Source organism: Salipiger abyssi (genome assembly GCF_001975705.1).
Classification (GTDB): domain Bacteria; phylum Pseudomonadota; class Alphaproteobacteria; order Rhodobacterales; family Rhodobacteraceae; genus Salipiger; species Salipiger abyssi.
The window spans coordinates 860,677-878,133 of sequence record NZ_CP015093.1 but is presented as its reverse complement, the minus strand read 5'-3'; the positions used below and the strand labels follow the sequence as shown (position 1 = coordinate 878,133).

General features: G+C 62.0%; 17 protein-coding genes. 15 read left to right on the top strand and 2 right to left on the bottom strand.

Going from position 1 to position 17,457, the window contains the following annotated elements:
- Positions 1-78: 78 nt before the first annotated feature.
- Complete coding sequence (gene rpoC / locus Ga0080574_RS07875) at positions 79-4,335, top strand: DNA-directed RNA polymerase subunit beta' (RefSeq protein ID WP_076696773.1); 4,257 nt, start codon at positions 79-81, stop codon at positions 4,333-4,335.
- 185 nt (positions 4,336-4,520) lie between these two features.
- Here the strand turns inward: rpoC and Ga0080574_RS07870 are convergent, their stop codons facing one another.
- A complete protein-coding gene (locus tag Ga0080574_RS07870; RefSeq protein ID WP_076696771.1) occupies positions 4,521-4,877 on the bottom strand; it encodes a cupin domain-containing protein in 357 nt (118 codons plus the stop codon).
- Positions 4,878-4,964: 87 nt separating this feature from the next.
- Between Ga0080574_RS07870 and Ga0080574_RS07865 the strand changes: the two genes are divergently transcribed.
- The gene (locus Ga0080574_RS07865; protein WP_237219337.1) at positions 4,965-5,840 is read left to right on the top strand and encodes an AraC family transcriptional regulator; all 876 of its coding nucleotides are present in this window, start codon (positions 4,965-4,967) and stop codon (positions 5,838-5,840) included.
- Positions 5,841-5,936: 96 nt separating this feature from the next.
- Here the strand turns inward: Ga0080574_RS07865 and Ga0080574_RS07860 are convergent, their stop codons facing one another.
- Complete coding sequence (locus Ga0080574_RS07860) at positions 5,937-6,737, bottom strand: glycosyltransferase (RefSeq protein WP_076696766.1); 801 nt, start codon at positions 6,735-6,737, stop codon at positions 5,937-5,939.
- 369 nt (positions 6,738-7,106) lie between these two features.
- On the opposite strand from Ga0080574_RS07860, the gene rpsL reads away from it, so the two are divergent.
- The 13 genes from rpsL (at position 7,107) to rpsC (ending at position 17,446) form a co-directional block, all read left to right on the top strand.
- Positions 7,107-7,478 (top strand): 30S ribosomal protein S12, encoded by a 372-nt coding sequence (gene rpsL, locus Ga0080574_RS07855; protein ID WP_009828243.1) that lies wholly within the window; start codon positions 7,107-7,109, stop codon positions 7,476-7,478.
- Between the two features lie 12 nt (positions 7,479-7,490).
- Entirely contained in the window at positions 7,491-7,961 is a 471-nt protein-coding gene (gene rpsG / locus Ga0080574_RS07850) for a 30S ribosomal protein S7 (RefSeq protein WP_076696763.1), read from the top strand.
- Between the two features lie 21 nt (positions 7,962-7,982).
- Entirely contained in the window at positions 7,983-10,106 is a 2,124-nt protein-coding gene (gene fusA / locus Ga0080574_RS07845; protein WP_076696761.1) for an elongation factor G, read from the top strand.
- A gap of 94 nt (positions 10,107-10,200) precedes the next feature.
- Positions 10,201-11,376, top strand: a complete 1,176-nt coding sequence (tuf, locus tag Ga0080574_RS07840; RefSeq protein ID WP_076696759.1) for an elongation factor Tu — start codon at positions 10,201-10,203, stop codon at positions 11,374-11,376.
- Positions 11,377-11,557: 181 nt separating this feature from the next.
- Positions 11,558-11,866, top strand: a complete 309-nt coding sequence (gene rpsJ / locus Ga0080574_RS07835; protein WP_007792792.1) for a 30S ribosomal protein S10 — start codon at positions 11,558-11,560, stop codon at positions 11,864-11,866.
- 15 nt (positions 11,867-11,881) lie between these two features.
- Complete coding sequence (gene rplC, locus Ga0080574_RS07830; RefSeq protein WP_198039834.1) at positions 11,882-12,721, top strand: 50S ribosomal protein L3; 840 nt, start codon at positions 11,882-11,884, stop codon at positions 12,719-12,721.
- A complete protein-coding gene (gene rplD / locus Ga0080574_RS07825) occupies positions 12,718-13,335 on the top strand; it encodes a 50S ribosomal protein L4 (RefSeq protein WP_076696755.1) in 618 nt (205 codons plus the stop codon). Before rplC ends, rplD begins: the two co-directional genes overlap by 4 nt.
- A complete protein-coding gene (locus Ga0080574_RS07820; RefSeq protein WP_076696753.1) occupies positions 13,332-13,628 on the top strand; it encodes a 50S ribosomal protein L23 in 297 nt (98 codons plus the stop codon). Before rplD ends, Ga0080574_RS07820 begins: the two co-directional genes overlap by 4 nt.
- Before the next feature lie 144 nt (positions 13,629-13,772).
- Positions 13,773-14,936 carry a DUF4236 domain-containing protein gene (locus Ga0080574_RS07815; protein ID WP_076696751.1) on the top strand — a complete coding sequence of 388 codons (1,164 nt, stop codon included), beginning with the start codon at positions 13,773-13,775 and terminating at the stop codon, positions 14,934-14,936.
- 291 nt (positions 14,937-15,227) lie between these two features.
- Positions 15,228-16,070: a 50S ribosomal protein L2 gene (gene rplB / locus Ga0080574_RS07810; RefSeq protein WP_076696749.1), complete on the top strand. Its 843-nt coding sequence runs from the start codon at positions 15,228-15,230 to the stop codon at positions 16,068-16,070.
- A 3-nt stretch (positions 16,071-16,073) separates the two neighbouring features.
- Positions 16,074-16,352 (top strand): 30S ribosomal protein S19, encoded by a 279-nt coding sequence (gene rpsS, locus Ga0080574_RS07805; protein ID WP_076696747.1) that lies wholly within the window; start codon positions 16,074-16,076, stop codon positions 16,350-16,352.
- A gap of 3 nt (positions 16,353-16,355) precedes the next feature.
- The gene (rplV, locus tag Ga0080574_RS07800; RefSeq protein WP_007792768.1) at positions 16,356-16,736 is read left to right on the top strand and encodes a 50S ribosomal protein L22; all 381 of its coding nucleotides are present in this window, start codon (positions 16,356-16,358) and stop codon (positions 16,734-16,736) included.
- Complete coding sequence (rpsC, locus tag Ga0080574_RS07795) at positions 16,736-17,446, top strand: 30S ribosomal protein S3 (RefSeq protein WP_076696745.1); 711 nt, start codon at positions 16,736-16,738, stop codon at positions 17,444-17,446. The genes rplV and rpsC overlap by 1 nt, the downstream gene beginning before the upstream one ends.
- The last annotated feature ends 11 nt before the right edge of the window (positions 17,447-17,457 follow it).

Below are 17,457 nucleotides of genomic sequence, written 5' to 3'. Positions count from 1 at the left end.
AAATTCTTCGGCCCAGGATTTTCGTACGAAAAATCCTGGGCGCTCCCCCCAACGCAGCCATGACGCAAAGGTTTTGACATGAACCAGGAACTGACGAACAACCCGTTCAACCCGCTGACCCCGCCCAAGGTGTTCGACGAGATCAAGGTCTCGCTGGCCTCGCCCGAGCGGATCCTCAGCTGGTCCTACGGCGAGATCAAAAAGCCCGAGACGATCAACTACCGCACGTTCAAACCCGAGCGTGACGGCCTCTTCTGCGCGCGGATCTTTGGCCCGATCAAGGATTACGAATGCCTCTGCGGCAAGTACAAGCGCATGAAATATCGCGGCGTCGTCTGCGAGAAATGCGGCGTGGAAGTCACGCTGCAAAAGGTCCGCCGCGAGCGCATGGGCCATATCGAGCTGGCCGCGCCCTGCGCCCATATCTGGTTCCTCAAGTCGCTGCCCTCGCGCATCGGTCTGATGCTGGACATGACGCTGCGCGATCTGGAGCGTGTGCTCTATTTCGAAAACTACGTGGTGATCGAGCCGGGCCTGACCGACCTGACCTATGGCCAGATGCTCACCGAGGACGAGTTCCTCGACGCGCAGGACCAGTACGGCATGGATGCCTTCACCGCCAATATCGGCGCCGAGGCGATCCGTGAAATGCTGGCGGCCATCGACCTCGAAGCCGAGGCCGAGCAGCTGCGCATGGACCTCAAGGAGGCCACCGGCGAGCTGAAGCCCAAGAAGATCATCAAGCGCCTGAAAGTGGTGGAGAGCTTCCTCGAGTCGGGCAACCGTCCGGAATGGATGATCCTCACCGTGATCCCGGTCATTCCGCCGGAGCTGCGCCCGCTGGTGCCGCTGGACGGTGGCCGCTTCGCGACCTCCGACCTCAACGACCTGTACCGCCGGGTGATCAACCGGAACAACCGCCTCAAGCGGCTGATCGAGCTGCGCGCGCCGGACATCATCGTCCGCAACGAAAAGCGGATGCTTCAGGAAGCCGTCGACGCGCTCTTCGACAACGGTCGTCGTGGCCGCGTGATCACCGGTGCCAACAAGCGTCCGCTGAAATCGCTCAGCGACATGCTGAAAGGCAAGCAGGGCCGTTTCCGTCAGAACCTTCTCGGCAAGCGGGTCGACTTCTCGGGCCGGTCGGTCATCGTGACGGGCCCGGAACTGAAGCTGCACCAGTGCGGCCTGCCGAAGAAGATGGCGCTCGAACTCTTCAAGCCCTTCATCTATTCGCGGCTTGAGGCCAAGGGCCTTTCCAGCACCGTGAAACAGGCGAAGAAGCTGGTGGAGAAAGAGCGTCCCGAGGTCTGGGATATCCTTGACGAGGTCATCCGCGAGCACCCGGTTCTGCTGAACCGCGCGCCCACGCTGCACCGTCTCGGCATCCAGGCCTTCGAGCCTCAGCTCATCGAGGGCAAGGCGATCCAGCTGCACCCGCTCGTCTGTTCGGCGTTCAACGCCGACTTCGACGGCGACCAGATGGCCGTGCACGTGCCGCTTTCGCTGGAAGCGCAGCTCGAAGCGCGCGTCCTGATGATGTCCACGAACAACGTGCTGTCGCCGGCCAACGGTGCGCCGATCATCGTGCCGTCGCAGGATATGATCCTGGGCCTGTACTACACCACCATCATGCGCGAAGGCATGAAGGGCGAGGGCATGGCCTTCTCCTCCATCGAGGAGGTCGAGCACGCGCTGACCGCGGGCGAGGTGCATCTGCACGCCAAGATCACCTGCCGGGTCAAGCAGATCGACGAGACCGGCCAGGAGATCGTCAAGCGTTACGAGACCACGCCGGGCCGCGTGCGTCTGGGCGCGCTGCTGCCGATGAACGCCAAGGCGCCGTTCGAGCTGGTCAACACGCTGCTGCGTAAGAAGGACGTGCAGCGGGTCATCGACACCGTCTACCGCTATTGCGGTCAGAAGGAGTCGGTCATCTTCTGTGACCAGATCATGTCCATGGGCTTCAAGGAGGCGTTCAAGGCGGGCATCTCCTTCGGCAAGGACGACATGGTCATTCCCGAAACCAAGTGGGATCTGGTCGAAGAGACGCGCGAGCAGGTCAAGGACTTCGAACAGCAGTACATGGACGGCCTGATCACCCAGGGCGAAAAGTACAACAAGGTCGTGGACGCCTGGTCGAAATGTAACGACAAGGTCACCGACGCCATGATGAACACCATCTCGGCGAACAAGCGCGCCGAGGATGGCTCCGAGATGGAACCCAACTCGGTCTACATGATGGCGCACTCCGGTGCCCGTGGCTCGGTCACGCAGATGAAGCAGCTGGGCGGGATGCGCGGCCTGATGGCGAAGCCGAACGGCGACATCATCGAGACGCCGATCATCTCGAACTTCAAGGAAGGCCTGACCGTTCTTGAATACTTCAACTCGACCCACGGCGCGCGGAAAGGTCTGTCGGACACCGCTCTGAAGACGGCGAACTCGGGTTACCTGACCCGCCGTCTGGTGGACGTGGCGCAGGACTGCATCGTGCGCATGCGCGACTGCGGCACCGACCGCGCGATCACCGCCGAAGCAGCGGTCAACGACGGCGAAGTGGTGGCGAGCCTCGGCGAGCGCGTTCTGGGCCGTGTCGCGGCCGAGGACATCATGCGCCCGGGCACCGACGAGGTGCTGATCCGCGAGGGTCAGCTCATCGACGAGCGCATGTCCGACGCCATCGAGGAGGCCGCGGTGCAGACCGCGCGCATCCGCTCGCCGCTGACCTGTGAGGCCGAAGAGGGCGTCTGCGCCATGTGCTACGGTCGCGACCTGGCGCGCGGCACGATGGTCAACACCGGCGAGGCGGTCGGCATCATCGCGGCGCAGTCCATCGGCGAGCCCGGCACACAGCTGACGATGCGGACCTTCCACATCGGCGGCGTGGCGCAGGGTGGTCAGCAGTCCTTCCTCGAAGCCTCGCAAGAGGGCATCATCGAGTTCGAGAACGCCTCGACGCTCGAGAACGCCATCGGCGAGACCCTGGTCATGGGCCGCAACATGAAGCTGCGGATCATGGGCGAGGACGGGGCCGAGCGCGCCAGCCACAAGCTGGGCTACGGCACCAAGCTCTTCGTCAAGGAGGGCGAGACCGTCCAGCGCGGCGGCAAGCTCTTCGAGTGGGATCCCTACACGCTGCCGATCATCGCCGAGGCGGATGGTATCGCCCGGCATGTCGACCTGGTGAACGGGCTTGCCGTGCGCGACGAGACCGACGAAGCCACCGGCATGACCCAGAAGATCGTGGTCGACTGGCGGGCGGCGCCCAAGGGCAACGAGCTCAAGCCGGAGATCATCCTGATGGATGCCGATGGCGAGCCGGTGCGCAACGCGGCGGGCAACCCGATCACCTACCCGATGTCGGTGGACGCGATCCTCTCCTGTGAAGACGGGCAGGAGATCAAGGCCGGTGACGTCGTGGCGCGGATCCCGCGCGAAGGTGCGAAGACCAAGGACATCACCGGCGGTCTGCCGCGTGTGGCCGAACTCTTCGAGGCGCGCCGTCCCAAGGACCACGCCATCATCGCCGAGATCGACGGTTATGTGCGCTTTGGCAAGGACTACAAGAACAAGCGCCGCATCGCCATCGAGCCTGCCGACGACACGCTGGAGACCAAGGAATACATGATCCCGAAAGGGAAACACATTCCGGTCGTCGAAGGCGATTATGTCCAGAAGGGCGACTACATCATGGACGGCAACCCGGCGCCGCACGACATCCTCGCCATTATGGGGATCGAGGCGCTGGCCAACTACATGATCGACGAGGTGCAGGACGTGTACCGTCTGCAAGGCGTGAAGATCAACGACAAGCACGTTGAGGTCATCGTCCGGCAGATGCTGCAGAAGTGGGAAATCACCGACAGCGGCGACACGACCCTGCTCAAGGGCGAGCATGTGGACAAGGCCGAGTTCGACGCGGCGAATGCCAAGGCGATCTCCAAGAACGGTCGTCCCGCCGAAGGTGAGCCGATCCTGCTCGGCATCACCAAGGCGTCGCTCCAGACCCGCTCCTTCATCTCGGCGGCCTCCTTCCAGGAGACCACGCGGGTGCTCACCGAAGCCTCGGTGCAGGGCAAGAAGGACAAGCTGGTCGGCCTCAAGGAGAACGTCATCGTGGGCCGCCTGATCCCGGCGGGCACCGGTGGCGCGACCCAGCGGGTGCGCCGCATCGCCACCGAGCGCGACGGCAAGGTGATCGAGGTCAAGCGCGCCGAGGCGGAAGCCGCAGCAGCGCTGGCCGCGCCCGATGCGGACACGTCGGGCAACGACGTGATCGGGGGCGACGAGTTCGACAACCTCGTGGTGGATACGCCGGAAAGCCGCGAATAAGCGTTTCCGGCAAGCGAAAACAGAAAACCCCCGCAGAAATGCGGGGGTTTTTTCGTGTGAGGCATTTGATCAGCGGTGTGCGGTGGACTGCGGCTATCCGGTTTGTTCCTGAACGACCGCTCCGAGCCCATTTTGTTGGATGCTGCGGCAACGTCCGACGTCCGCTCATTGCCGGCAGCCGCCCATCAAATTCGTGGTTTCGGGGACGGCTCCCGATCAGAATCGCCAGAGTTCGGTTCTCCTTTGGGTTCGATAAGAAGAACCTTCACCTCTTTCTCGGCCCGCGGCCGATGCACCACCCCCTTAGGGACGACAAATAGCTCGCCGGCTCTCACGGTGCGCGCTGTCTCGCCCTCGATGTCCATCTTCAGTTCACCTTCCAGCACATAGAAAAAGTCGTCCGTCGTATCGTGCTTGTGGAATGGGTATTCACCCACGAACTTGACAACCATGATCTCGTTATTGTTGTACTCTGCGACCACATGAGGGTCCCAGTGGCTGGTGAACTGACCGAGTTTTTCGTCGAGGTTTACCGATTTCATTTTGCGATGGCCTGTTGTGTATGGAAGCCAGCCGAGTGACTGGTTCGCGTTTCAGTTCGGGCGCGAGCGAGCTGAAAGGAGATGTTCGTGTCAGCTAAACCCGGAGCCTCAGCTGACAGAGCACGAAACCTGACGCCCGGTCTTGAACGTTCGTGCGCGTCCGACTGGGTGCGGACTGCCCCGTGGCAGACGGGCATCCAACGCATCGAAGCCTTCTTCTCCGGCGAAGCATATGCGCCACATCGGCATGACACCTACTCGATAGGCCATACGATCCACGGGGTTCAGAGCTTCGATTATCGCGGTGTTCGATCGGACAGCGTGTCGGGGCAAATCATTGTCTTGCATCCTGACGAGGTTCATGACGGAGAAGCTGGTACAAGCGAGGGCTTTCACTACCAGATGCTCTATATCGAGCCGTCTCTACTGCGAGAGGCCCTCGATCCGGCAGTAAGAGCGCTGCCTTTCGTAAAGGACGCTGTGCTCAGTGACCCGAGCCTGCTGCACGCCATCCACACTGCATTTTCATTTATGGATTCAGTGCTGGAGCCGGTTGCCCTCGCCGAAATCGTGACGCTTTTGGCAGATGGCCTGACGTCCAATGACGCCTCAATTAGCCGGCCTGTGAAATTCTTGCCCGACCTTCCAGCTGTTCGCTCAGCGCGCGAATATCTCGATGCGAATTTCGCTCTTACGGTGGGATCGGATGAACTGGAAGCCGTGACCGACCTGGACCGATACACGCTTACTCGCCAGTTTCGCAAAGCCTATGGAACGAGTCCGTATCGCTATCTGACAATGCGCCGCCTTGATCGTGTCCGCGCAGAAATCTCGGCTGGCTCGGGCTTGGCCGAAGCAGCACTCAATGCCGGTTTCAGTGATCAAGCCCATATGACACGTCGCTTCAAGGCAACTTTTGGCATCGCGCCCGGGCGCTGGCGACGTATGCTAGAAAGCGCCTAAAGCTGACCTCGGCTTGTTTGCTTCCAGCATCTGCTTTGTCCCGCACAGCGGCCGTTGCTGAAGGGGACGTCAGGCCATGCCGTAGAGAACGGCCTCTCAGTCAAAGACCTCGCGCACCCGATCCGCGTCGATGGCAAAGCGGTCGCGGAACAGTGCCTCGCCCGCGGCATCGAGCCGGGGCAGGGCGACCGGCTTTACATGTTTCTTCTGGCGCGAGTCGTTGTGGTCGTTATGGCCGCGCACATACATGAGGCTGTCGGTGAAGCTCACCGTCGGCATGAAGCGCAGAATCTTGTTGTGGCCGAAATTCATGATGCTCTGTTTCACGCCCGGTTTCACCGCCATGGCCTGCGCCACCCCCCAGAACGGCGTCACGGTCTCCTCGCCGCAAATGCCCTCCGCATCCGGGCGCGCGACATAGCCGCGGTTCCAGTCGAGCCCCACCAGCCGGTGCTTGGCGCGCAGGGCAGAGACATCCAGCGCCGCCTCGCGCAGCGTGTCGACGAAATCCACCGCCACCGCGTCGTCGTCGTCATGGCGGAATTGCAGGCAGGGCTGCGCCATGTCGCGGGCGGCGTTGATCGCCTCCTGACAGACGGCGCGATGCGGGCCGGGGGGGCGTGCGACGATGCGGGCCTGCGGGAAATCGGCAATCAGCGCCTCCAGCCGGGCGCGGTAGTCGTCGGGCAGGGAGGTCCCGACCAGGATGAGAAAGGTGAAGTCCGGATCGGTCTGCGCTTTCAGCCCCGGCAGGCAGATCGCCTCGAAATGCCGGAACCGCTCTTCCATGCGTGCCGGCGCGTAGAGATAGGCCTCGCGGCTGCCGGTATCGTCATGTTCGACCTGGAAGCCGCCCTCGGCGGGATAGGAAAACCGGCAGAACCCGATCACTTGCATTGCCGCGTCTCCTCTGAAACAAGCACAGTATCTGCATCGCATTGCCGCTTTGCCCTGACAAGACGCGGCTTATGTTGACAAGCCCCGCGACTCCCCCTATACGCGCCTCAATTCGCAGGGGGCTTTGTGTCTCCGGCGCATTTTACAGCACTGAAGCGGTCACGATCCGGGCCGAAAGATGCCCCGATCCTCTGGACACCCACCGCGTCGTTCCTTGCCGGGAACGCATGCGGTGCTTTGCGTCGTCCCTGACTATCCGGGGAGGGCGCGTCGCTGGTGACCTGCGGACGCGCAGGGCGCCTTGAATGATGAACCCGCACGGGACGCCCCGTGCAGCACATATGTGAGAAACACGGGGAAGAGACCCATATGCCCACGATCCAGCAGCTGATCCGCAAGCCGCGGCAGCCGAAAATCAAACGCTCGAAGTCGCAGCACCTGGAGCAATGCCCGCAGAAGCGCGGCGTCTGCACCCGCGTCTACACCACGACGCCGAAAAAGCCGAACTCCGCAATGCGGAAGGTCGCCAAGGTGCGCCTGACCAACGGCTTCGAGGTGATCAGCTACATCCCGGGCGAAAGCCACAACCTGCAAGAGCACTCGGTTGTGCTCATCCGTGGCGGCCGTGTGAAAGACCTTCCCGGTGTGCGTTACCACATCCTGCGCGGTGTGCTGGATACCCAGGGCGTCAAAGACCGGAAGCAGCGTCGCTCCAAGTACGGCGCGAAGCGTCCGAAATAAGAGGAAAAACAGATGTCTCGTCGTCACGCCGCAGAGAAGCGCGAAGTCCTGCCCGACGCCAAGTATGGCGATGTCGTGCTGACCAAGTTCATGAACAACCTGATGATCGACGGCAAAAAGTCGGTCGCGGAGAAAATCGTCTACAACGCGCTCGACCGGGTCGAAACCAAGGTCAAGCGCGCGCCGGTGGAAGTGTTCCACGAGGCGCTGGACAACATCAAGCCGGCCGTCGAGGTTCGCTCGCGCCGTGTGGGCGGTGCCACCTATCAGGTGCCCGTCGAAGTGCGCCCCGAGCGCCGCGAAGCTCTCGCCATCCGCTGGCTGATCACCGCATCGCGCTCGCGCAACGAGAACACCATGGAAGAGCGCCTGGCGGGCGAGCTTCTGGACGCTGTGCAATCCCGCGGCTCCGCCGTGAAGAAGCGCGAAGACACTCACAAGATGGCCGACGCCAACAAAGCGTTCAGCCACTACCGCTGGTAAACCCGGGAAAGGCAGTCCATCATGGCACGCGAATATCCGCTGGAGCGCTACCGCAACTTCGGGATCATGGCCCACATCGACGCGGGCAAGACCACGACGACCGAGCGCATCCTCTTCTACACCGGCCGGTCCCACAAGATCGGTGAAGTTCACGATGGCGCCGCCACCATGGACTGGATGGAGCAGGAGCAGGAACGCGGGATCACCATCACCTCGGCCGCCACCACCACCTTCTGGCAGTGGCAGGAAGATCCGACCGCCGAGGGCACCTCGGACACCAAGTTCCGCTACAACATCATCGACACTCCCGGCCACGTTGACTTCACCATCGAAGTCGAGCGTTCGCTGGCCGTGCTCGACGGTGCCATCGCGCTGCTGGACGGTAACGCCGGCGTCGAGCCGCAGACCGAGACCGTGTGGCGTCAGGCCGACCGCTACAAGGTTCCGCGTCTGGTGTTCGTCAACAAGATGGACAAGATCGGTGCCGACTTCTTCAACTGCGTGAAGATGATCAAGGACCGCACCGGCGCGATCCCGGTTCCGGTCAACTTCCCGATCGGCGCCGAAGACCAGCTCGAAGGCATCGTCGACCTCGTGACCATGGAAGAATGGGTCTGGAAGGGCGAAGATCTGGGCGCCTCCTGGGTGCGCGGTCCGATCCGTGACGACCTCAAGGCCACCGCCGACGAATGGCGTTCGCACCTGATCGAGCACGCCGTCGAGCAAGACGACGACGCGATGGAAGCCTATCTGGAAGGCGAAGAGCCCGACATCCCCACCCTGCGGAACCTGATCCGCAAGGGCACGCTGTCGCTGTCCTTCGTTCCGGTTCTGGGTGGCTCCGCCTTCAAGAACAAGGGCGTCCAGCCGCTGCTCAACGCCGTGGTCGACTTCCTGCCCGGTCCGCTCGACGTGCCGCCCTATATGGGCTTCTCGCCGGACGACGAGACCGAAACCCGGAACATCGAGCGTCATGCGAATGACGACGAGCCGTTCTCGGGCCTCGCCTTCAAGATCATGAACGACCCGTTCGTGGGCTCGCTCACCTTCACCCGGATCTATTCGGGCAAGATGAACAAGGGCGACTCGATCCTGAACTCGACCAAGGGCAAGAAAGAGCGCATCGGTCGTATGATGATGATGCACTCGAACAACCGCGAAGAGATCGAAGAAGCCTTTGCAGGCGACATCATCGCGCTGGCCGGTCTGAAAGAGACCACCACCGGTGACACGCTCTGCGCGGCCAACTCGCCGGTGGTTCTGGAAACCATGACCTTCCCGGATCCGGTGATCGAGATCGCGGTCGAGCCGAAGACCAAGAACGACCAGGAGAAGATGTCCCAGGGTCTGGCCCGTCTGGCCGCCGAAGACCCGTCCTTCCGCGTCGAGACCGACCTCGAGTCCGGTCAGACCATCATGAAGGGCATGGGCGAACTTCACCTCGACATTCTGGTCGACCGCCTGAAGCGCGAGTTCAAGGTCGAGGCGAACATCGGTGCGCCGCAGGTGGCCTATCGCGAGACCATCGGTCACGAGATCGAGCACACCTACACCCACAAGAAACAGTCGGGTGGCTCGGGTCAGTTCGCCGAGGTCAAGCTGGTCATCAGCCCCACAGAGCCGGGCGAAGGCTACTCGTTCGAGAGCAAGATCGTCGGCGGTGCCGTGCCCAAGGAATACATCCCGGGCGTGGAAAAAGGCATCAAGTCGGTGATGGATTCCGGTCCGCTCGCGGGCTTCCCGGTGATCGACTTCAAAGTCGCGCTGATCGACGGCAAGTTCCACGACGTGGACTCCTCGGTCCTGGCCTTCGAGATCGCCTCGCGGATGTGCATGCGCGAAGGTCTGCGCAAGGCCGGCGCCAAGCTGCTCGAGCCGATGATGAAGGTCGAGGTGATCACGCCGGAAGAATATACCGGTTCGATCATCGGCGATCTCACCTCCCGTCGCGGGCAGGTGTCGGGGCAGGAGCCGCGCGGCAACGCCGTGGCAATCGCCGCCTTCGTGCCGCTGGCCAACATGTTCGGCTACATCAACACCCTGCGCTCCATGTCCTCGGGCCGCGCGCAGTTCACGATGCAGTTCGACCATTACGATCCGGTGCCGCAGAACATCTCCGACGAGATCCAGGCGAAATACGCATAAGCCGGGTGGCGCCCCGGACCCGATCCGGGGGCCCTACCCACCACCGTAGGCTGGGGCCTCGCCCCACCATCCGACAAAAAGAGGAGCCAATACCATGGCAAAGGAAAAGTTTGAGCGCGGCAAACCGCACTGCAACATCGGCACGATCGGTCACGTTGACCACGGCAAGACGACGCTGACGGCGGCGATCACGAAGTATTTCGGTGACTTCCGCGCCTACGACCAGATCGACGGCGCGCCGGAAGAGAAAGCCCGCGGCATCACGATCTCGACCGCTCACGTGGAATACGAGACCGAGAACCGTCACTACGCCCACGTCGACTGCCCCGGCCACGCCGACTATGTGAAGAACATGATCACCGGCGCCGCGCAGATGGACGGCGCGATCCTGGTGGTGAACGCCGCCGACGGCCCGATGCCGCAGACCCGCGAGCACATCCTGCTCGGCCGTCAGGTGGGCATCCCCGCGATGGTGGTGTTCCTCAACAAGGTCGACCAGGTGGACGATGAGGAACTGCTCGAGCTGGTCGAGATGGAAGTGCGCGAGCTGCTCTCCGAATACGACTTCCCGGGCGACGACGTTCCGATCATCGCGGGCTCGGCGCTTGCGGCGATGGAAGGCCGCGATCCGGAAATCGGCGAGAACAAGATCCGCGAACTGATGGCCGCTGTGGACGAGTACATCCCGCAGCCCGAGCGCGCTGTCGACCAGCCGTTCCTGATGCCGATCGAAGACGTGTTCTCGATCTCGGGCCGCGGCACCGTGGTCACCGGCCGTGTGGAGCGTGGCGTTGTGAACGTCGGCGACGAACTGGAAATCGTCGGCATCCGCGACACCCGCAAGACCACCTGCACCGGTGTGGAAATGTTCCGCAAGCTGCTCGACCGCGGTGAAGCCGGCGACAACATCGGCGCGCTGCTGCGCGGCATCGACCGTGACGGCGTCGAGCGTGGCCAGGTTCTCTGCAAGCCGGGCTCGGTGAAACCGCACACCAAGTTCGAGTGCGAGGTCTACATCCTGACCAAGGACGAGGGTGGCCGTCACACGCCGTTCTTTGCGAACTACCGTCCGCAGTTCTACTTCCGCACGACGGACGTGACCGGCACCGTGACGCTGCCCGAGGGCACCGAGATGGTGATGCCGGGCGACAACCTGAAGTTCACGGTTGAGCTGATCGCGCCGATCGCCATGGAAGACGGCCTGCGCTTCGCCATCCGCGAAGGTGGCCGCACCGTCGGCTCCGGCGTCGTCTCCAAGATCCTCGAGTGATCTTGACAGATGGCGCGGCGGGCCCTATCCGGCCCGCCAGCCTGATATTGTGATGGGTGCTTCGGCACCCATCGTCTCTTAGGGCAGGGGCTTCGGCCATGCCTGAACGGGTTCGATGAGGGGGCAGGGTGGTCCTGCTTCCTCCTCTCAACTCTCACGCCTATGAAAAGGCATACCGAACATGCAAAGCCAGAACATTCGCATCCGGCTCAAGGCGTTCGATTACCGCGTCCTCGATGCATCGACGCAGGAGATCGTGAACACCGCCAAACGGACGGGCGCGCAGGTGCGCGGGCCGATTCCGCTGCCGAACAAGATCGAGAAATTCACCGTTCTGCGTGGCCCCCACGTGAACAAGAAATCCCGCGACCAGTTCGAGATCCGCACCCACAAGCGGCTGCTCGACATCGTGGACCCGACCCCGCAGACGGTGGACGCGCTGATGAAGCTCGACCTCGCCGCCGGCGTGGATGTCGAGATCAAGGTGTAAGGAGGGCAGATGCTTATGCGCTCTGGAGTCATCGCAAAAAAAGTCGGCATGACCCGGCTGTTCATGGAAGACGGCAAGCAGATCCCTGTGACCGTTCTCCAGCTCGAAGGTTGCCAGGTGGTCGCGCAGCGGACCGCCGAGAAAGACGGCTACACCGCCGTTCAGCTCGGTTCCGGTTCGGTGAAGGCCAAGAACGTGACCAAAGCCATGCGCGGCCATTTCGCCGTTGCCAAGGTGGAACCGAAACGGAAGATCGCGGAATTCCGCGTGGCCCCGGAAAACCTGATCGGCGTGGGTGAGGAAATCACCGCCGACCATTATTTCGAAGGCCAGTTCGTCGACGTTGCCGGCACCACCATCGGTAAGGGCTTTGCCGGTGCCATGAAGCGGCACAATTTCGGCGGTCTGCGCGCGTCCCACGGCGTCTCGATCTCGCACCGTTCGCACGGCTCGACCGGTCAGTGTCAGGATCCGGGCAAGGTCTTCAAAGGCAAGAAGATGGCCGGTCACATGGGCGCCGTCCGTGTCACCACGCAGAACCTTCAGGTCGTCAAGACCGATGCCGACCGTGGCCTGATCATGATCAAGGGCGCGGTTCCGGGCTCGAAAGGTGGCTGGGTGACGATCAAGGACGCGGTCAAGAAACCGTTCCCCGAGAACGCGATCCTGCCCGCCGCTCTGAAGTCCGCCGCCGAGGAAGCCGCGAAAGCCGCCGAGGAAGCCGCCGCTCAAGCCGCCGCCGAGGAAGCCGCAGCCGCTGAAGCCGCCGCCAAGGAACAGGCAGCCGCCGAAGCAGAGGCCCTGAAAGCAGCGGAAGCTGAAATTCAGGCCGAGAAGAAGGAAGGCGACGAATGAAACTCGACGTGATCAACCTGGACGGCTCCGCCGCGGGCGAAGTCGAGCTGACGGACGAGATCTTCGATCTCGAGCCGCGCGCCGACATCCTGCACCGGGTCGTCCGCTGGCAGCGCAACAAGGCGCAGGCCGGTACGCACAAGGTCAAGACCCGCTCGGAAGTGTCTTACTCGACCAAGAAGATCTATCGCCAGAAGGGTACCGGCGGCGCACGCCACGGCTCCCGCAAGGCGCCGATCTTCCGCAAGGGTGGCATCTACAAGGGCCCGACCCCGCGGTCGCACGCCCACGAGCTGCCGAAAAAGGTCCGTGCCCTCGGTCTGAAGCTGGCGCTCTCCGCCAAAGCCAAGACCGGTGCGCTCGTGATCATCGACACGGCGGATTCCGACGGCAAGACCAAGACGCTGGCAGCACAGGTCAAGAGCCTGGGCTGGAAGCGCGCGCTGATCATCGACGGTGCCGCAGTGAACGAGAACTTCGCTCGTGCCGCGGCCAATATCGACGGTCTGGACGTGCTGCCGAGCGTTGGTGCCAACGTGTATGACATCCTCAAGCGTGACACCCTGGTGCTCACGAAAGCGGGTGTCGAAGCTCTGGAGGCTCGACTGAAATGAGTGCGAAGCCCGAACATTACGACGTGATCCGCAAGCCGATCATCACCGAGAAATCCACCATGGCGTCCGAGAACGGCGCAGTGGTGTTCGAGGTGGCAATCGACGCGACGAAACCCCAGGTGAAAGAGGCCATCGAGGCGCTCTTCGGTGTCAAGGTCAAGGCCGTGAACACCACCATCACCAAGGGCAAGGTCAAGCGCTTCCGCGGCCAGATCGGTCGCCGGAACGACGTCAAGAAGGCCTATGTGACCCTCGAAGAGGGCAACACGATCGACGTGTCGACCGGTCTTTGATCTGAGCACAAACTACTAATGCGAATGCCCGGCCTATGAGTAGGCCGGGCATTTCTATTTTATCGCTTTGCGGAGAACCCGCTTGCCGAGTATGCTTCATCGAGTTGACGCGGGTGGAGCTGGAAGAAATCCGGACGCTGTCTCATGCCATTTTACTATCGTAATTCTATATCTTTTGGCCCGTTTCGGGTGACTCTTTCAAAGTCCGGGGTCGGCGTTTCTGCTGGTATGAAGGGTTTTCGCTTCGGCACAGGCCCCAGAGGCCACTTTATTCATGCAGGAATGAATGGCATTTACTATCGACAGAGCCTCGGTGGAATTGGTCGAAAGAAGGCACAGAGCCTTGAAGCAGAGACGCCGGAGCCAACACTACCGGAGGCCCGTGCTGATCTTGCTCCGACATACCTGACGCCTGACGGTGTCACAATACGCCGAGTGCTATCGTCGGGCGTGGAGCGAATGGTTGATAGCAGCATGAAGGCTGCGGTTGATAGCCTCAACGAAGCGCGCGCGCGGGCCAGCTTCGTAATGCTATCGCTCCTATTCGGCGGATTGCTGCTTCTGCTCATTGTGTTGAGTGACGCAAGAGGCGAACTACTATTCGCAGTCGGCGCGATGATCGCTGTTCTAACCTTCTTTGCGTCAAGAGCCGACCTGTCTCGGCGCAATGTTGTGTTGGCCTATGAATTGGATGAGTTTTCGAAAAGTGCCTATGAGGCAACCACTAAGGCTTTTGATCACCTCGGAGCTGCGCGCGGCCTTTGGTATGTCGATGCTGCCGGTGATGTGACGAATTTAACTGCGTGGAAGCGGAATGCTGGCGCTAGCCAACTTGTAAGTAAACACCCGACGGCGGTGAAGTACGAGGCGCCTCCCGGCGTGCAGTCGAACATTACGCCGCCGTCAATTGCTATCGACGGCAAGGTTCTCTACTTCTTACCGGATTGCGTGCTCGTTCGCGAAGGAAGGCAGTACGGAGCGGTCGCGTACCCCGATCTTCGTTTGGCGACGCGCCCAAGCCGTTTCATCGTAGAGGACGCGGTCCCTAGCGACTGCAAAGTTGTTGGTTCAACTTGGAAACATCCAAATAAAAACGGGGGGCCAGATCGGCGCTTTAGGGATAATAGGCAGCTTCCGATTTGTCTTTTTGAGGAGTTGGGAATGATCAGCGTGTCCGGGCTAAAGGCTCTGATCATGGCTTCGGCAAGGAGTGCTGTGAGTGAGACCGAAACGGCTTTAGGAGCCCTCATCAAAACCTCGAAGGAGGTTAAGCCGGTTGGGCAAACACTGCTTTTTGAGGATAGATGAGACGGCTCCGCTCGATACCTTGACGGGATCAATGTGGGCTACTATACGACCCCATCCGCAACAGCCCCGGATTCGTCCGGGGCTTCGCGTTTGTCTTGCGACACCCGTCCCGGGCCTGACCCGGGACCTCCACCGTAGAGGCCCCGGAACATGTCCGGGGCAGGGGATCGAGAGACCCACGAACCGGGCACCTTCGGGGGCCTACAAACCGGCCACCTGCGGACCACCAGTCGAGGGGGCTATCACATAGGGCGGAGCCTTCCGCCCGTCTGTAAACGGAAGACAGAAAGCATGGCACTCAAGTCGTACAAGCCGACGACGCCGGGCCAGCGCGGGCTGGTGCTGATCGACCGTTCGGAGCTGTATAAAGGACGTCCCGTCAAATCCCTCACCGAGGGCCTGACGAAATCGGGCGGCCGGAACAACACCGGACGGATCACTGCACGCCGCCGCGGCGGTGGCGCAAAGCGTCTCTACCGGATCGTCGATTTCAAGCGGAACAAGTTCGATATCAACGGCATCGTCGTTCGCATCGAATACGATCCCAACCGCACCGCCTTCATCGCGCTCGTCCAGTATGACGATGGCGAGCAGGCCTATATCCTCGCGCCCCAGCGTCTGGCCATCGGCGACAAGATCGTCGCCAGCGCCAAGGCCGACATCAAGCCCGGCAACGCAATGCCCTTCTCCGGCATGCCGATCGGCACGATCGTTCACAATATCGAGCTGAAGCCCGGCAAGGGCGGCCAGATCGCACGCGCCGCGGGCACCTATGCCCAGTTCGTCGGTCGCGACGGCGGCTACGCCCAGATCCGTCTGAGCTCGGGCGAGCTGCGCATGGTGCGTCAGGAATGCATGGCCACTGTCGGTGCCGTGTCGAACCCCGACAACAGCAACCAGAACCTCGGTAAAGCCGGTCGTACCCGCCACATGGGCAAACGTCCGAGCGTCCGCGGCGTCGTGATGAACCCGATCGACCACCCCCATGGCGGTGGTGAAGGCCGGACCTCCGGTGGCCGTCACCCGGTCACGCCCTGGGGCAAGCCGACCAAGGGCAAGCGGACCCGCGACACCAACAAGGCGTCGCAGAAGCTTATCATCCGCTCGCGTCACGCCAAGAAGAAGGGTCGCTAACATATGTCGCGCTCTGTTTGGAAAGGCCCTTTCGTCGATGCCTACGTCCTGAAGAAGGCCGAGAAGGTACGCGAAAGCGGCAAGAACGAAGTCATCAAGATCTGGTCGCGCCGCTCGACGATCCTGCCCCAGTTCGTGGGTCTGACGTTTGGCGTCTATAACGGCCACAAGCATGTTCCCGTGAACGTCTCCGAAGACATGATCGGCCAGAAATTCGGCGAATACGCACCGACCCGTACCTACTACGGGCATGCGGCCGACAAGAAAGCCAAGAGGAAGTAAGCCATGGGCAAGGATAAGAATCCCCGCCGCGTGGCGGACAACGAGGCGATGGCAAAGCTCCGCATGCTGCGCACCTCGCCGCAGAAGCTGAACCTGGTGGCCGCGCTGATCCGCGGCAAGAAGGTGGAAAAGGCCCTCACGGACCTGACCTTCTCGAAAAAGCGGATCGCCGTGGACGTGAAGAAATGCCTTCAGTCCGCTATCGCGAATGCCGAGAACAACCACGGTCTGGACGTTGACGAGCTCGTCGTCGCCGAGGCCTATGTGGGCAAGAACCTTGTGATGAAGCGTGGCCGTCCCCGGGCGCGTGGCCGTTTCGGCCGCATCAACAAGCCGTTCTCGGAACTCACCATCAAGGTGCGTCAGATCGAGGAGCAAGCCTAATGGGTAACAAGACCAATCCGATCGGCATGCGCCTTCAGGTCAACCGCACCTGGGACAGCCGCTGGTACGCCGACACCAAGGACTATGGTGACCTGCTTCTGGAAGACATCGCCATCCGCGAGTTCATCCACGAAGAGTGCAAGCAGGCCGGTGTGGCGCGCGTCATCATCGAGCGTCCGCACAAGAAGTGCCGCGTGACCATTCACACCGCCCGTCCGGGCGTCATCATCGGCAAGAAAGGCGCAGACATCGAAACCCTGCGCAAGAAGCTGGCGAAGATGACCGACAGCGAGCTGCACCTCAACATCGTCGAGGTCCGCAAGCCCGAGCTCGATGCCCGTCTTGTGGGTGAGAGCATCGCGCAGCAGCTCGAGCGCCGTGTGTCGTTCCGCCGTGCCATGAAGCGCGCGGTGCAGAACGCCATGCGCATGGGCGCGCTGGGGATCCGGGTGAACGTCGCGGGCCGTCTCGGCGGTGCCGAGATCGCACGGACCGAATGGTATCGCGAAGGCCGTGTGCCCCTGCACACCCTGCGCGCGGATATCGACTACGCGCACGTCGAAGCCACGACCCCCTATGGTATCATCGGGATCAAGGTCTGGATCTTCAAAGGCGAAATCATGGAGCACGACCCGGCTGCCCGCGACCGCAAGTCGCAGGAAATCCAGGACGGTCCGGCTCCGCGCGGCGCCATGGGCGGCCGTCGCTGAGGGAGTTTGAG

Excerpts from the sequence above, each read along its gene's own strand:
- rpoC (WP_076696773.1), top strand. The coding sequence starts at position 79 with ATGAACCAGGAACTGACGAACAACCCGTTCAACCCGCTGACCCCGCCC.
- Ga0080574_RS07870 (WP_076696771.1), bottom strand. The coding sequence starts at position 4,877 with ATGAAATCGGTAAACCTCGACGAAAAACTCGGTCAGTTCACCAGCCAC.
- Ga0080574_RS07860 (WP_076696766.1), bottom strand. The coding sequence starts at position 6,737 with ATGCAAGTGATCGGGTTCTGCCGGTTTTCCTATCCCGCCGAGGGCGGC.
- rpsL (WP_009828243.1), top strand. The coding sequence starts at position 7,107 with ATGCCCACGATCCAGCAGCTGATCCGCAAGCCGCGGCAGCCGAAAATC.
- rpsG (WP_076696763.1), top strand. The coding sequence starts at position 7,491 with ATGTCTCGTCGTCACGCCGCAGAGAAGCGCGAAGTCCTGCCCGACGCC.
- fusA (WP_076696761.1), top strand. The coding sequence starts at position 7,983 with ATGGCACGCGAATATCCGCTGGAGCGCTACCGCAACTTCGGGATCATG.
- tuf (WP_076696759.1), top strand. The coding sequence starts at position 10,201 with ATGGCAAAGGAAAAGTTTGAGCGCGGCAAACCGCACTGCAACATCGGC.
- rpsJ (WP_007792792.1), top strand. The coding sequence starts at position 11,558 with ATGCAAAGCCAGAACATTCGCATCCGGCTCAAGGCGTTCGATTACCGC.
- rplC (WP_198039834.1), top strand. The coding sequence starts at position 11,882 with ATGCGCTCTGGAGTCATCGCAAAAAAAGTCGGCATGACCCGGCTGTTC.
- rplD (WP_076696755.1), top strand. The coding sequence starts at position 12,718 with ATGAAACTCGACGTGATCAACCTGGACGGCTCCGCCGCGGGCGAAGTC.
- Ga0080574_RS07820 (WP_076696753.1), top strand. The coding sequence starts at position 13,332 with ATGAGTGCGAAGCCCGAACATTACGACGTGATCCGCAAGCCGATCATC.
- Ga0080574_RS07815 (WP_076696751.1), top strand. The coding sequence starts at position 13,773 with ATGCCATTTTACTATCGTAATTCTATATCTTTTGGCCCGTTTCGGGTG.
- rplB (WP_076696749.1), top strand. The coding sequence starts at position 15,228 with ATGGCACTCAAGTCGTACAAGCCGACGACGCCGGGCCAGCGCGGGCTG.
- rpsS (WP_076696747.1), top strand. The coding sequence starts at position 16,074 with ATGTCGCGCTCTGTTTGGAAAGGCCCTTTCGTCGATGCCTACGTCCTG.
- rplV (WP_007792768.1), top strand. The coding sequence starts at position 16,356 with ATGGGCAAGGATAAGAATCCCCGCCGCGTGGCGGACAACGAGGCGATG.
- rpsC (WP_076696745.1), top strand. The coding sequence starts at position 16,736 with ATGGGTAACAAGACCAATCCGATCGGCATGCGCCTTCAGGTCAACCGC.